Here is a 14,870-nt window from a genome sequence, read left to right as displayed (position 1 = left end):
TCCGCAAACAGGTTTCGCGCAGTTTACCGATCTTCAATGTAAAACCTAGCTCACGCGCGCAAACCATCGGCCGTTTTCGCACACTGCGCGGCCATCCATCTCCAGTTCGGTCAGCGCCGCCAGCACTTTGGGCAGCGCCCAGCCACTGCTGTCGGCCAGGCCTTCGCTGGTGTGCGGCGCCGCGTGCAGCAGACGCAACAACGGGTTATCCGAATTCGCTGCGGCTGTGGATACCGGCAGATGCTGCCAGCCGCGCAGGGCTTCGAGAATGTGCTCGATGGTTTCCACCAGCACGGCGCCGTCACGGATCAGTTGATGACAGCCCCGGGCGCCGGGGTGATGGATCGAACCCGGAATGGCATACACCTCGCGCCCCTGTTCCGCTGCCAGCCGTGCAGTAATGAGCGAACCGCTGGCAACGCTGGCCTCGACCACCAGCACGCCGAGGGACAAACCGCTGATGATCCGGTTGCGTCTCGGGAAGTTGCTCGCCGTCGGCCCGGTGTCCAGAGGGAATTCCGAAAGCACCGCGCTGCCGGACGCAATCATCGCGTCCGCCAGCCGCCGGTTGCGCTGTGGATAAAAGTTTTCCAGACCGGTACCGAGCACGCCGACCGTTTGCCCGCCGACATCCACAGCGGCTTGATGCGCCGCCGCATCGATGCCCAACGCCAGACCACTGGTGATGACGAATCCGGCCCCCGCGAGACTGCGGGAAAACGCAGCGGCAGTGTCCATGCCCGGGCGGGAAGCGCGGCGACTGCCAACCATCGCCAGTTGCGGTTTTTCCAGAATCTGCGGATCGCCAGCGACAAACAACAAGGGCGGCGGGTCGGGAATCTGCCTCAGCAAGACCGGGTAATCCGTTTGGTCCCACATCAGTAAATGTTGATCCGGACGCTCTAGCCAGCGCAATGCATGGCTGGCGCCGTCGCGAACCTCCGGGCAGCGACGTGCCTCGGCGCTGGCCGCTGGCAAACCCAGCGAACGCCATGCGCTGGCCGGAGCGCTGATTGCCTTCGAGGCGCAGCCGAAGGCCTCGAGCAGTTTGGTGAAACGCTTGGGACCGATTTGCGGCAAGCGGTGCAGGCGCAGGCGCGCTTCCAGCTCCGCCGGGGAAACCGACGCAGAGACAGGCATCATCATGGATCATCCTTGATCGTTATAAGGCCCGAACCTTTCGGAACAAGCTGTGGATAACTCTGTTGGTAACTTGTGAAGCCAGCTAAGGATTTCGCACCTTGTCCAGCACAGCGAGCGAGCGCGATGCGTTCAGCACGAGGCCGTAACTGAGTTTGTCGTAGGTGCGGAACACCATCAGCAAGCCGGCGCGTTCATCGGGGATTTTCAGTGGCTGGCCAGTGATTCGGTCACGCACGGTTTCCCCGGTTTTCATCACCACCAGCACGTTGCCCTCGGCCAGGCCGTCGCGTTTGCCCTTGTTCAGGGTCACCACGTCCATCGCGCCGATCTGCGTGACGCCGCGCGGCACATCGATGATCAGGCCGTTGATGTCGGTGGTGGGAGCGCTAGGCATGAAGGTCGAGTTGATCGAACGCTCTTCGCCACTGAACAAGCGGTCGCCGAGGCGCACTTCCTGAGTCGTGCGTTGCAGCGCGAGGGTGGCGACGTCGCCTTCGGTGGCGACGATTTCACCGCCGCCGATGTCGTCGGCGTTGATCCCCAAAAACTCTTTGCTCTGCGGATCGGTGTAGACCTTGCCCTGGCGAAAGATGCCGTAGACCGGCTGGTTCGGGTCGAAATGGCCACGGGCGAAGATCCGGTCACCGGTGCCGCTGAGCACCCGTTCGGCATCGCCGGCGACGATGTACGGCGCCTTGTCGAAGTCCTCGACCTTGTCGACGATGCGGTTGCTCAGCAGAAAGCTGTTGATCGATTTGAGCGGAATGCTCGGAATCGCCTCGGCCACCGGGCTGGTGCGAATGCGTGGCGACAGCTTGATGGTGCCGCGCGACTCGCCGCGATTGACGGTCAGGCGCGGCTGGCCGTTGACGTAACTGAGCGTCAGCGTGTCGCCCGGATAGATCAGGTTGGGGTTTTCGATCTGCGGATTGGCCCGCCACAGCTGCGGCCATTGCCAGGGTTCGCGCAAATATTTACCGGAGATGTCCCAGAGCGTATCCCCCGAAACCACCGTGTATTGCTGCGGAAAACCTTCCTTGAGTTGCACTTGCCCGTGCGCTGCACCGGCCGAGGCCAGAAACAGCAGGGCGAGTAGTGATTTCCTCATGCGGTGAATCCCTTTATTATGTGCGTTCGCGTGAAACGCCAGAGCCCCCGTGGCTCGCTCCCTGCTCTATGCTGAAAAGCAAGGAGCTACGTTTCACAACGGTAGCCTGCATCTTCGGACCCGCCAGGCCATCGCCCGACTTTACCTCACACGTGCAGCAATCAAGCTTATGGCCATTTTGAACATCCTCGAATTTCCGGACCCGCGTCTGCGCACTATCGCCAAACCTGTGGCTGTAGTGGACGACGAAGTGCGTCAGCTGGTCGATGATATGTTTGAAACAATGTATGAAGCGCCGGGCATCGGCCTTGCCGCGACCCAGGTCAACGTGCACAAACGTATCGTCGTGATGGACCTTTCCGAAGACCGCACCGAACCGCGGGTGTTCATCAACCCCGAGTTCGAATCGCTGACCGACGAAATGGAGCAATACCAGGAAGGCTGCCTCTCGGTGCCGGGCTTCTACGAAAACGTCGACCGCCCGCAGAAGGTCAAGATCAAGGCTCTGGACCGCGACGGCAATCCTTACGAACTGATCGCCGAAGGCCTGCTCGCGGTGTGCATCCAGCACGAATGCGACCACCTCAACGGCAAGTTGTTCGTCGATTACCTGTCCACGCTCAAACGCGACCGGATCAAGAAGAAACTGGAAAAGCAGCACCGCCAGAACGCTTGATGCCCCTCTCCAAAGGCTTGCTGCGGCAAGCCTTTTTCTTTTTATGAGACTCCCCCATGACTGAGCCACTGCGCATCGTTTTTGCCGGCACCCCGGAATTCGCCGCCGAACACCTCAAGGCCCTGCTGGACAGCCCTTACGAGATCGTTGCGGTCTACACCCAACCGGATCGCCCGGCCGGTCGTGGGCAAAAACTGATGCCGAGCCCGGTCAAACAGCTCGCCCTGGAAAACAATATCCAGGTGTTGCAGCCGCCGACCCTGCGCAACGCTGACGCTCAGGCCGAGCTCGCTGCGCTGAAACCGGATTTGATGGTGGTGGTGGCCTACGGCCTGATCCTGCCGCAAGCGGTGCTGGATATTCCGCGTCTGGGTTGCATCAACAGCCACGCCTCGCTGCTGCCACGCTGGCGCGGTGCGGCGCCGATCCAGCGTGCCGTGGAAGCGGGCGATGCCGAGAGCGGCGTGACCGTGATGCGCATGGAGGCCGGCCTGGATACCGGGCCGATGCTGCTCAAGGTCGTGACCCCGATCAGCGCCGAAGACACCGGCGGCAGTCTCCATGATCGCCTCGCCGAAATGGGCCCGCCCGCCGTCGTGCAAGCGATTGCCGGTCTGGCCGCCGGCACCCTGGAAGGCGAAGTGCAGAACGATGAGCTCGCCACCTACGCCCACAAACTGAACAAGGACGAGGCACGCATCGACTGGAGCCGTCCGGCCGTCGAGCTGGAACGTCTGGTCCGCGCCTTCAACCCATGGCCGATCACTCACAGCACGCTCAACGGCGAAGCGCTGAAAGTGCTGGCGGCGACACTGGCCGAAGGCAAAGGCGCACCGGGCACCATTCTCGGCGCCAGCAAGGACGGTTTGCTCGTCGCCTGTGGCGAACAGGCGCTCTGCCTGACCCGCCTGCAATTGCCCGGCGGCAAGGCGCTGAACTTCAGCGACCTGTTCAACAGCCGTCGTGAGAAATTCGCCACCGGCACCGTGCTGGGCGCAGCGGTGGACGCGCAATGAACCCGCGTCTGGCCGCCGCCAAGGCACTCGCCGCTGTCCTGAGCGGCAAGGCTTCGCTCAACAGCTCCCTGCCGACCCAACTGGACAAGGTCGAAGATCGCGATCGCGGCTTCACCCAGGACCTGGCGTTCGGTACCGCCCGTTGGCAGCCACGTTTGTCGGCGCTGGCGGAAAAACTGCTGCAGAAGCCGTTCAAGGCGGCGGACGCCGATGTCGAGGCATTGCTGCTGGTCGGTCTCTATCAACTGCTCTACACCCGCGTCCCGCCGCACGCCGCTATCGGCGAAACCGTCGGTTGCGCCGACAAGCTGAAAAAGCCGTGGGCTAAAGGTCTGCTCAACGCCGTGCTGCGCAACGCCCAACGTGAGCATGAGGCGATCTTCGCCGAACTAGAGCGCGACCCGGTGGTGCGCACCGCCCACCCGCGCTGGCTGCAAAAATCCCTCAAGGCCTTCTGGCCTGAGCAATGGGAAGCGATCTGCGAGGCCAACAACGCGCATCCGCCGATGATCCTGCGGGTCAATCGCCGTCATCACAGCCGCGACGCCTACCTTGGTCTGCTGACTGAAGCGGGCATCGCCGCGAAGGCGTGCACCTTCAGCCGCGACGGCATCGTCCTCGACGCTGCCGCCGACGTGCGCAGCCTGCCGGGTTTCGCCGAGGGCTGGATCAGTGTGCAGGACGAAGCCGCGCAACTGGCCGCCGACCTGCTCGACCTCGCGCCGGGCCAGCGAGTGCTGGACGCCTGCTGTGCACCGGGCGGCAAGACGTGCCACATCCTCGAAGCCGAACCGGCGCTGGCCGGTGTGGTGGCGGTGGATCTGGAAGCCAAGCGTCTGGTGCGGGTGAAGGAAAACCTAGAACGCCTCGGTCTGAGCGCCGAACTGATCGCCGCCGACGGTCGCGACACGGCCGCGTGGTGGGACGGCAAACCGTTCCAGCGCATCCTGCTCGACGCGCCGTGCTCGGCCACCGGGGTGATCCGCCGCCATCCGGACATCAAGCTGACCCGTCAGGCCGACGACATCGCCGCCCTCGCGCAACTGCAAGGCGAACTGCTCGACGCGATGTGGAAAACCCTCGAAGTGGGCGGCATCCTGCTCTACGCCACCTGCTCGACCTTGCCGACCGAGAACACCGAAGTGATCGCCGCGTTCCTTGAGCGTACGCCGGGTGCCCGGGAACTGGATCTGGCCACTCAGGCCGGGATCAAGCAACCCCATGGTCGCCAATTGCTGGCCCAGCAGGGCGGGCATGACGGGTTCTACTACGCCAAGCTGATCAAGATCGCTGCCGCGCGCGGCTAAACGGATTCAATGGAGTGACTGGATGAAAATCATCATCCTCGGTGCGGGACAGGTCGGCGGTTCGCTGGCTGAACATCTGGCCAGCGAGGCCAACGACATCACGGTGGTCGACACTGACGGCGACCGTCTGCGCGATCTTGGCGATCGCCTCGACATTCGCACCGTGCAGGGCCGTGGCTCGTTGCCGAACATTCTGCGTCAGGCCGGTGCCGACGACGCCGACATGCTGGTCGCGGTGACCAACAGCGACGAAACCAACATGGTCGCCTGCCAGGTCGCCCACACCCTGTTCCACACCCCGACCAAGATTGCCCGGGTGCGCGAAGCGTCGTACCTGACCCGCGAGGAGCAACTGTTCCAGAACGAGGCGATTCCGGTCGACGTGCTGATCAGTCCCGAGCAGGTCGTCACCAACTACATCAAGCGTCTGATCCAGCATCCCGGCGCCTTGCAGGTGATCGATTTCGCCGAAGGCCAGGCGCAACTGGTTGCGGTGCGCGCCTACTACGGCGGGCCGCTGGTGGGTCAGCAACTGCGCCAGTTGCGCGAACACATGCCGAATGTGGAAACCCGAGTCGCCGCGATTTTCCGTCGTGACCGACCGATTCTTCCCCAGGGCGACACAGTGATCGAGGCCGACGACGAAGTCTTCTTCATCGCCGCCCGTGCGAACATTCGCGCGGTGATGAGCGAAATGCGCCGGCTCGACGAAAGCTACAAACGTATCGTGATTGCCGGCGGCGGGCAGATCGGCGAACGGCTGGCCGAGGCCATCGAAAGCCGTTATCAAGTGAAGATCATCGAGATGAATCCGGCGCGCTGCCGCTACCTCTCCGACACCCTCGACAGCACCGTGGTGCTGCAGGGCAGTGCGTCGGATCGCGATCTGCTGCTGGAAGAAAACATCGCCGACGCGGACATCTTCCTCGCACTGACCAACGATGACGAAGCCAACATCATGTCGTCGCTGCTGGCCAAGCGTCTGGGCGCAAAGAAGGTGATGACGATCATCAACAACCCGGCCTACGTCGACCTGATCCAGGGCGGCGACATCGACATCGCCATCAGTCCGCAACTGGCGACCATCGGCACCTTGCTGGCCCACGTGCGGCGCGGCGATATCGTCAGCGTGCACTCGTTGCGCCGGGGTGCGGCGGAAGCCATCGAAGCGGTGGCTCATGGCGATTCGAAGTCGAGCAAGGTCATCGGCAAGGCCATCGAAAACATCGCGCTGCCGCCGGGGACCACCATCGGCGCGATCATTCGCGATGAAGAAGTAATCATCGCCCACGACGATACGGTGATCGCCGCCGGCGACCATGTGATTCTGTTCCTTGTGGATAAAAAGCATATTCGCGATGTGGAGAAGCTGTTCCACGTGGGCCTGAGTTTCTTCTGACCGACCAAGAGGCGAGACCGATGATCGAATCCCTGGAAAAAATGCTCGCCAAGGGTGTGGATAACTCGCTGCTGCGCTTCGGCCTCGGCAAGGGTTATCTGGATCTGGGGGAGAACGCGAAGGCAGTCGAGCATTTGCAGCGGTGTGTCGGCTTCGATTCGAAGTATTCGGCGGCGTGGAAATTGTTGGGCAAGGCGCAGTTGGCGCTGGGTGATCTGGCGGCTGCGCGGCAGGCATGGGAGCAGGGGCTGGAAGCGGCCCAGGCCCATGGCGACAAGCAGGCCGAGAAGGAAATGACGGTGTTTCTGAAGAAGCTGGACCGGCAGAAGCCGTGAGGATTGTGGATAACCCGTTTTGTCAGGTTATCCACAATTGCACATCGCCGATCAGTACCAGCGCGCCTCACCCGGCGGACGCTTCTTGAAGCGCTTCATGCTCCACATGTACTGGCTCGGGTAAGCCGCCACGTAACGCTCGACCACCTGACTCATCGCCGCGCAGGACGTTTCGGTGTCGGTGCTGTACATGGCTTCCGGCGCGGCTTCCAGAATCACCTTGTAGCCGGAACCGTCCGGCAGACGCAGGGCATGCAGGAACACCCCTACGGCCTTGCCGCCAGCGAGCATGTTCGGCACAAACTTGCTGGTCAGGGCCTGGGTGGCGAAGAACGGCACGAAGATCCCGGCGGATTCGGCCGGCTCCGGGTCCGCCGGAATCCCCACCTGACCGCCCTTGCGCACTTCCTTGATGACGCTGAGGATGCCTTCCTTGGTCGACGCCGCCACGCGGTTGCCCAACTGCACCCGCTGTTTGCGCAGCAATTCATCCACAGCCTTGAGCTTGGGCGGGCGATAGAAAATGATCGGTTTGCACTGGCTGCAATAGAAGTGATTGAGCACTTCCCAGTTGCCCAGGTGGCTGGTGATGCCGACCACGCCTTTGCCCGACGCCAGCGCATCCTTGAGGATGTCGAGGCCTTCGACTTCGCGCACCAGGTCGATGGAACGCTGGGCCGGCCAGATCCAGGCGCAGGCGCTTTCGGTCAGGGACTTGCCGATGTCTTTCAGGCTCTGGCCGACCAGACGCTCACGTTCGGCCGGGTCCATCTGTGGAAAACATTTGGCGAGGTTGATCCGCACCACATCGCGGGAACGGTTGGGGGTTTTCCACATGATCCAGCCGATTGCCGAACCCACGGCCTGCACGGCCCGCCACGGAAGCAGGGCAAACAGCCGCAGAGCGCCAACCAGCATGGCGCCTTTAAACTTTTCCACAGGTCACTCCTGATCTTGTGCTGTGCGCGAGGCGGCCATTCTAACCGCCGTTGACGAGCTGCGCGTAGCGGTCGCAGTCCTGGGTGTGGTCCATGACCATGCCCGAGGCCTGCATCAGCGCGTAGCAGATAGTCGGACCGACGAAGGTGAAACCGGCTTTTTTCAAGCCTTTGCTCATGGCCACGGCTTGCGGGGTAATGGCCGGGACTTCGCTGCGATCCTTGAAATGATTGATCACCGGGCGGTTATCCACAAACGACCAGAGGAAGGCCACCGGATCTTCCAGCGCCAGCCAGGCCTGGGCGTTACGCCGGGCGGCATTGAGTTTGAGACGGTTGCGGATGATCCCCGGATCGAGCATCAATTCGTCGATTTCCGCGTCGCTCATCTGCGCCACGCGCTGTACGTCGAAGCCGAACAGCACCTCGCGATATCGCTCGCGCTTGCGCAGCACGGTGATCCACGAAAGCCCGGCCTGGAACCCTTCGAGCAAAAGCAACTCGAACAAACCCTGCGCATCGCGTAGCGGCGTGCCCCACTCCTGATCGTGGTAAGCCATGTACAGCGGATCTTCGTTGCACCAAAAGCAGCGTGGCATAAGGCTCCAGGGGGTGGAGGTGCGACTGAATCGGGTATACTCCCGCTCTTTAAATCGCAGCCCAAGAAACAGGTGAATTTCGTGAGCCAGCCTACGCCAGCCGTGCGTACCTTCCAAGACTTGATCCTCGCGCTCCAGCAATACTGGGCCGAGCAAGGTTGTGTGGTACTTCAGCCCTACGATATGGAAGTAGGCGCCGGCACTTTCCACACCGCGACATTCCTGCGCGCCATCGGCCCGGAAACCTGGAACGCCGCTTACGTGCAGCCAAGCCGCCGTCCGACTGACGGCCGTTACGGCGAAAACCCGAACCGTCTGCAGCACTACTACCAGTTCCAGGTAGTCCTGAAGCCGAACCCGGACAACTTCCAGGAGCTGTACCTGGGCTCCCTCAAGCATGTCGGCCTGGACCCGCTGGTCCACGACATCCGCTTCGTCGAAGACAACTGGGAATCGCCGACTCTCGGCGCCTGGGGTCTGGGCTGGGAAGTCTGGCTGAACGGCATGGAAGTGACCCAGTTCACTTACTTCCAGCAGGCGGGCGGCATCGAGTGCTACCCGGTGACCGGCGAGATCACCTACGGTCTCGAGCGTCTGGCCATGTACCTGCAAGGCGTGGATTCGGTCTACGACCTGGTCTGGGCTGACGGTCCGTTCGGCAAAGTGACCTACGGCGACGTGTTCCACCAGAACGAAGTGGAGCAGTCCACCTACAACTTCGAACACGCCAACGTCGACAAGCTGTTCGAACTGTTCGACTTCTATGAAAGCGAAGCCAAGCGCCTGATCGAACTCGACCAGCCGCTGCCGTTGCCAAGCTACGAAATGGTCCTGAAGGCCTCGCACACCTTCAACCTGCTGGATGCGCGCCGGGCGATCTCGGTGACTGCGCGTCAGCAATACATTCTGCGCGTTCGCACCCTGGCGCGTTCCGTCGCCCAAGCCTACCTGCTGGCCCGCGCCAAGCTGGGCTTCCCGATGGCAACCCCGGACCTGCGTGACGAAGTACTGGCCAAGCTGGAGGCTGCACAATGAGTGCTCAAGATTTTCTGGTTGAACTGGGCACCGAAGAACTGCCACCCAAAGCCCTGAACACCCTGGCCGAAGCGTTCCTGGCCGGTATCGACAAGGGCCTGCAAGCTGCCGGCCTGAATTACGAGACCAAAACCGTCTACGCCGCGCCGCGTCGTCTGGCTGTGCTGATCACCGCGCTGGCCACCCAGCAGCCGGATCGCAGCATCAACCTCGACGGCCCGCCACGTCAGGCTGCATTCGATGCCGAAGGCAACCCGACTCAAGCGGCACTGGGCTTTGCCAAGAAGTGCGGCGTCGAGCTGAGCGAAATCGACCAGAGCGGTCCGAAACTGCGCTACAGCCAGAACATCGCCGGCAAGCCGACCGCCAGCCTGCTGCCGACCATCGTCGAAGACTCGCTGAACGACCTGCCGATCCCGAAACGCATGCGTTGGGGGGCGCGCAAGGAAGAGTTCGTGCGTCCGACCCAATGGCTGGTGATGCTGCTCGGCGACCTGGTCATCGACTGCACGATCCTCGCGCAAAAGGCTGGCCGTGAATCCCGTGGCCACCGTTTCCACCACCCGCAAAGCGTGCGCATCGGTTCGCCGTCGAGCTACCTGGCCGATCTGCGTGCCGCCTACGTGCTGGCCGACGCCAACGAGCGTCGCGAAATCATCAGCAAACGCACCGAAGAACTGGCGACCCGCCAGGAAGGCACCGCGATCGTGCCGCCGGCGCTGCTCGACGAAGTGACCGCGCTGGTCGAGTGGCCAGTGCCGCTGGTGTGCTCGTTCGAGGAGCGGTTCCTCGACGTGCCACAGGAAGCACTGATCACCACCATGCAGGACAACCAGAAGTACTTCTGCCTGCTGGATGCCGACGGCAAGTTGCTGCCACGTTTCATCACCGTGGCCAACATCGAATCCAAAGACCCGCAGCAGATCATCGCCGGTAACGAGAAGGTGGTTCGCCCACGTCTGACCGACGCCGAGTTCTTCTTCAAGCAGGACAAGAAGCAGAAACTCGAAGCGTTCAATGATCGCCTGCAGAACGTGGTGTTCCAGGAAAAACTCGGCAGCGTCTACGACAAGGCCGAACGTGTTTCGAAACTGGCCGCGTACATTGCCGCACGCATCGGCGGCAACGCTTCGTGGGCTGCCCGCGCAGGCCTGCTGTCCAAGTGCGACCTGGCCACCGAAATGGTCGGCGAGTTCCCGGAGATGCAAGGTGTCGCCGGTTACTACTACGCCCTCAATGACGGCGAGCCGGAAGACGTCGCCCTGGCGCTGAACGAGCAATACATGCCACGCGGTGCCGGCGCTGAACTGCCAGCCACCCTGACTGGTGCGGCCGTGGCCATCGCCGACAAGCTCGACACCCTGGTCGGCATCTTCGGCATCGGCATGCTGCCGACCGGCAGCAAAGACCCGTATGCCCTGCGCCGTGCGGCATTGGGCGTGTTGCGGATCCTGATCGAGAAACAACTGGATCTGGACCTGAACGACGCCGTGGCTTTCGCCGTGAATGCGTTCGGTGCCAAGGTCAAGGCTGCCGGCCTGAACGATGCGGTGCTGGAGTTCATCTTCGATCGTCTGCGTGCGCGTTACGAAGACGAAGGCGTGGATGTCGCGACGTACCTGTCGGTACGTGCCCTGAAGCCGGGTTCGGCGCTGGACTTCGACCAGCGTGTACAAGCGGTTCAGGCCTTCCGCAAACTGCCGGAAGCGGCAGCGCTGGCGGCGGTGAACAAGCGTGTGTCGAACCTGCTGAGCAAGGTGGAAGGCTCGGTACCGACCGAAGTCCAGGCCAAGTACTTCGACAACGCCAATGAGTTCTCGCTGTACTCGGCGATCCAGCAAGCGGACCAGGCTGTACAGCCAATGGCCGCGGCGCGTCAGTACAACGAATCGCTGGCACGCCTGGCCGCCCTGCGCGAGCCGGTCGACGCATTCTTCGACGCGGTGATGGTCAATGCCGAAGACGCCAATGTGCGGGCCAACCGTTACGCGCTGCTGGCGCGTCTGCGTGGCCTGTTCCTGGGCGTTGCCGACATTTCGCTGCTGGGTTGAGGGATTGCTGTTGAAACTGCTGATTCTCGATCGGGACGGAGTGATCAATTACGACTCCGACGCTTACATCAAGTCGGTGGAGGAGTGGATTCCGCTGCCCGGCTCGATCGAAGCGATTGCGCAGTTGAGCAAGGCCGGCTGGACGGTGGCGATCGCCACCAACCAGTCGGGCATTGCTCGCGGCTACTACGACCTCGCCACCCTCGATGCCATGCACGCGCGCCTGCGCGAACTGGTGGCGGAGCAGGGCGGTGAAGTCGGGCTGATCGTGTATTGCCCGCATGGGCCGGACGAAGGTTGCGACTGCCGCAAGCCGAAACCGGGAATGTTGAAAACCATCGCGCAGCATTACAACGTCGCGCTGACGAATGTCTGGTTCGTCGGCGACAGCCTTGGTGACCTGGAGGCCGCCAAAGCCGTCGATTCACAGCCCGTTTTGGTAAAGACCGGGAAAGGCGAAAAGACTCAGGCCAAGACCTTGCCGGTGGGCACCCTGATTTTTGACGATCTCGCGGCGATTGCCGCAGAACTTATCCACAACTAGAGTACTTCTGAAGTTCCTGACCAGGGATTGATCGGGAGTGCGCTTGAACAGTCGGGCATTGCCCGTAACGGTAAACGTCGCCATGTCGATACTGCAGGCCATCAGAATCTTCCTCTTTTACCTGCTGCTGGGCACCACCGCTCTGCTGTGGTGCAGCCTGAGCTTTTTTATCGCGCCCTTTCTGCCGTTCAAGGCGCGCTATCGTTTCATCAACGTGTACTGGTGCCGTTGCGCCCTGTGGTTGACCAAGGTGTTCCTCGGTATCCGTTACGAAATCAAAGGCGCGGAAAATGTGCCTGACCGGCCCTGCGTGATTCAATCGAACCACCAGAGCACCTGGGAGACGTTCTTTCTCTCCGCTTATTTCTCGCCTTTGAGCCAGGTGCTCAAGCGCGAATTGCTGTACGTGCCGTTCTTCGGCTGGGCGATGGCCATGCTGCGGCCGATCGCGATTGACCGCGACAACCCGAAAGCCGCGCTCAAACAGGTCGCGGCCAAAGGTGACGAGCTGCTCAAGGACAATGTCTGGGTGCTGATCTTCCCTGAAGGCACTCGCGTTCCCCACGGCACCATCGGCAAGTTCTCCCGCAGTGGCAGCGCGTTGGCGGTGAATGCTTCGCTTCCAGTGCTGCCGATTGCGCACAATGCCGGCAAGTTCTGGCCGAAAATCGGTTGGGGTAAAAAGTCCGGCGTGATCACTGTGGTAATTGGTGAGCCGATGTACGCCGAGGGCAGTGGCCCCCGCGCCATCGCGGATCTGAACGATCGGGTGCAGGCGTGGAACGAGAAGACCCAACGGGAAATGGGCTCGCTGCCTCCAGCCCCTGAGGCACCGGCTGCGAACGATCAGATCGCTGTCTGAGATTTGTGGATAACCTGTGTACGGTTTGTTCGCAAAGTCCCGGACTATGCAATTAAGTGACTGATTTACTTATATATTTCCGAAGGTGATAAAACACCGTAAAAGGTGCATAAGTTTTTTTCGGAAGTAAGGAAACCGGCTGATATAGCCGGTTTTTTTATGCCTGCTCTTCGGCGATCAGCGGCAGCTCCAGACGGAACGTGGTGCCTTGATCGACCACGCTCAAGCATTCGATTCGGCCGCCATGGTGATCCACCACGGCTTTGACCATCGACAACCCCAGGCCCACGCCGTCGATGCCCTGTGCAGAAGAAAAGCGCCGGTACTGGCTGAACAGGTCGGGCAGTTCCTCTGCAGCGATGCCTTTGCCTTGATCGGTCAGTTCACAACGCAGCCAGTCGTTGTGACAACTCACACGCAGATCGACGGTTGATCCGGCAGGGCTGTACTTGATCGCATTTTCCAGCAGGTTGAACAATGCGCGGGTCAGCAAGCCCTGATCGGCCAGGATCAAGCGCTCCTGGGATTGTTCGTCCATGTCGCTCAAGAGCTCGATGCGCTTTTGCTGGGCGATGGGCAGTGCCTGATCCAGCACATCCATGACCAGCATCCCGAACAGACTCGGTTGAAACTGATACGCCTCGGACTCGGCACGGGCCAGCAGAACGAAGCCGTCAGTGAGTTCCAGCGCCCGACGAACCTGGCGCTCAATCTGTTCGAACAGCGGCGAATCCGTCCCCGTCTGATGCCGGTGTACCTCGAGCAGGGCAAGAATCGCCGAGTGGGGAGCGCGCAGGTCATGGGACAGGAAGCGCAGCAACACACCGCGCTGTTCCTCGGCGGCGCGTTCGGCGCTCAGGTCAGTGAGACTCAGGAGCCAGCCGATCGGCAGGTCGCCATCGACCGGCAATAAAGCAGCGCGCTCCAGGCGCAGGCTACGTTCCTTGTGGTCACGAAACTCCAGCAGAGGCAGCTCGGATAGTGGCGGGCGCGGCTCTGTGGACAACTCCGGATAGCCCAGGCTCGCCAGTTGATCGAGTACATCCTCGCCCACCAAATGGTGATCGAACAGGCTCCGTGCCTTGCGATTGCCCAACAAGACTTGCCCCCGTGGATCGCTGATCAGCGTTGCGACCGGCAGATATTCCAGCCCATCGGCAATGAATCGGCGGGTATCGCGGGTGCGGCTCATGGCTTGCTCAAGCGCCATGATCTGCCCCTGCAAGCGGTCGGCGCTGGGAAACTGCGCCCTGCGTCGCTCGGGAAAGACTTTCGGTTCACTGTCCAGCCGCGCCAACTCCCAGCCGAAATACGTCAGCACCACGCTCAAGCGGCGCCAGTTCCAGATCAGATAACCGAACAGCATGCCCAGTACCGCCGGCGTCGGCGACCACCAGCGTCTGATCTCCGCCAGGCCCGCACTGGTCAGCAGCACGCCGGCCATCCCGCCCAATGTCAACCAGAGCGCCAGGCGCGGGCGCCATAGCAACAGTCCGAGTACGCACGCGACCAAGGCAACCGAGAGTCCCGCCCCCATCAACGGGACCGGGTCATGCAAATTGATCTGCGCACGCCAGGAAAGCAGTGCAGTCAGCGGCAACAGCACTAGACTTATCCACATCCACTCGCGCACCAGTTGTCGGAACAAACGCTGAACCTGGCTGGGTACGCGGCTTTCGTGTCGGCGGTGGTTATTCATGGGAAACAGGGCAGGGCGGGTTGAATGGTTTCATAGGCGGCCGGTCTGAGGATGTAGACCCGAAGAATCATAGCGGCTCACCCCATGGCGTGCCGCTTACTTTCACTGCATGGAGTCAGCCGATCCGGTCGGCACCCAATGCCTGAGCAACAAGGAAC

Annotated in this window: 14 protein-coding genes; 9 read left to right on the top strand and 5 right to left on the bottom strand. The window is 61.7% G+C overall.

What is annotated here, in order from left to right:
* Positions 1–45 precede the first annotated feature (45 nt).
* Positions 46–1,146, bottom strand: coding sequence for a DNA-processing protein DprA (gene dprA, locus KJY40_RS01060; RefSeq protein WP_230734457.1), 1,101 nt, complete (start codon positions 1,144–1,146; stop codon positions 46–48).
* Between the two features lie 79 nt (positions 1,147–1,225).
* Positions 1,226–2,251 (bottom strand): LysM peptidoglycan-binding domain-containing protein, encoded by a 1,026-nt coding sequence (locus KJY40_RS01055; RefSeq protein WP_007954103.1) that lies wholly within the window; start codon positions 2,249–2,251, stop codon positions 1,226–1,228.
* A gap of 169 nt (positions 2,252–2,420) precedes the next feature.
* Here KJY40_RS01055 and def point away from each other — a divergent pair, with 169 nt between their 5' ends.
* The 5 genes from def to KJY40_RS01030 are packed head-to-tail and all read left to right on the top strand — an operon-like array spanning position 2,421 to position 6,984.
* On the top strand, positions 2,421–2,927 hold the full coding sequence (gene def, locus KJY40_RS01050; RefSeq protein WP_230734455.1) for a peptide deformylase: 507 nt from the start codon (positions 2,421–2,423) through the stop codon (positions 2,925–2,927).
* Between the two features lie 56 nt (positions 2,928–2,983).
* Positions 2,984–3,943, top strand: coding sequence for a methionyl-tRNA formyltransferase (fmt, locus tag KJY40_RS01045; RefSeq protein WP_230734453.1), 960 nt, complete (start codon positions 2,984–2,986; stop codon positions 3,941–3,943).
* Positions 3,940–5,250: a 16S rRNA (cytosine(967)-C(5))-methyltransferase RsmB gene (rsmB, locus tag KJY40_RS01040; RefSeq protein WP_230734451.1), complete on the top strand. Its 1,311-nt coding sequence runs from the start codon at positions 3,940–3,942 to the stop codon at positions 5,248–5,250. The genes fmt and rsmB overlap by 4 nt, the downstream gene beginning before the upstream one ends.
* A gap of 22 nt (positions 5,251–5,272) precedes the next feature.
* On the top strand, positions 5,273–6,649 hold the full coding sequence (trkA, locus tag KJY40_RS01035) for a Trk system potassium transporter TrkA (protein ID WP_085606334.1): 1,377 nt from the start codon (positions 5,273–5,275) through the stop codon (positions 6,647–6,649).
* 20 nt (positions 6,650–6,669) lie between these two features.
* Entirely contained in the window at positions 6,670–6,984 is a 315-nt protein-coding gene (locus KJY40_RS01030) for a hypothetical protein (protein ID WP_230734449.1), read from the top strand.
* Positions 6,985–7,035: 51 nt separating this feature from the next.
* On the opposite strand, the gene KJY40_RS01025 is transcribed toward KJY40_RS01030, so the two are convergent.
* Both KJY40_RS01025 and tag read right to left on the bottom strand, forming a co-directional pair.
* Positions 7,036–7,923, bottom strand: a complete 888-nt coding sequence (locus tag KJY40_RS01025) for a lysophospholipid acyltransferase (RefSeq protein WP_085713088.1) — start codon at positions 7,921–7,923, stop codon at positions 7,036–7,038.
* Positions 7,924–7,963: 40 nt separating this feature from the next.
* On the bottom strand, positions 7,964–8,521 hold the full coding sequence (gene tag / locus KJY40_RS01020; protein ID WP_064592405.1) for a DNA-3-methyladenine glycosylase I: 558 nt from the start codon (positions 8,519–8,521) through the stop codon (positions 7,964–7,966).
* A gap of 81 nt (positions 8,522–8,602) precedes the next feature.
* Here tag and glyQ point away from each other — a divergent pair, with 81 nt between their 5' ends.
* The 4 genes from glyQ to KJY40_RS01000 all read left to right on the top strand — a co-directional run bounded on the left by glyQ (position 8,603) and on the right by KJY40_RS01000 (position 13,013).
* Positions 8,603–9,556, top strand: coding sequence for a glycine--tRNA ligase subunit alpha (gene glyQ, locus KJY40_RS01015; protein WP_003187265.1), 954 nt, complete (start codon positions 8,603–8,605; stop codon positions 9,554–9,556).
* On the top strand, positions 9,553–11,607 hold the full coding sequence (gene glyS, locus KJY40_RS01010) for a glycine--tRNA ligase subunit beta (RefSeq protein ID WP_230734447.1): 2,055 nt from the start codon (positions 9,553–9,555) through the stop codon (positions 11,605–11,607). The genes glyQ and glyS overlap by 4 nt, the downstream gene beginning before the upstream one ends.
* A 4-nt stretch (positions 11,608–11,611) precedes the next feature.
* Positions 11,612–12,151 carry a D-glycero-beta-D-manno-heptose 1,7-bisphosphate 7-phosphatase gene (gene gmhB, locus KJY40_RS01005; RefSeq protein WP_230734445.1) on the top strand — a complete coding sequence of 180 codons (540 nt, stop codon included), beginning with the start codon at positions 11,612–11,614 and terminating at the stop codon, positions 12,149–12,151.
* Between the two features lie 82 nt (positions 12,152–12,233).
* Positions 12,234–13,013, top strand: a complete 780-nt coding sequence (locus KJY40_RS01000) for a lysophospholipid acyltransferase family protein (protein ID WP_230734443.1) — start codon at positions 12,234–12,236, stop codon at positions 13,011–13,013.
* Positions 13,014–13,170: 157 nt separating this feature from the next.
* Here the strand turns inward: KJY40_RS01000 and KJY40_RS00995 are convergent, their stop codons facing one another.
* Positions 13,171–14,712: a sensor histidine kinase gene (locus KJY40_RS00995; RefSeq protein ID WP_230734440.1), complete on the bottom strand. Its 1,542-nt coding sequence runs from the start codon at positions 14,710–14,712 to the stop codon at positions 13,171–13,173.
* Positions 14,713–14,870 lie beyond the last annotated feature (158 nt).

The sequence above is a fragment of the Pseudomonas fitomaticsae genome (genome assembly GCF_021018765.1).
GTDB classification, from domain to species: Bacteria; Pseudomonadota; Gammaproteobacteria; order Pseudomonadales; family Pseudomonadaceae; genus Aquipseudomonas; species Aquipseudomonas fitomaticsae.
The sequence above is the reverse complement of the archived record's forward strand: the minus strand, read 5'-3'. Positions and strand labels throughout refer to the sequence as shown.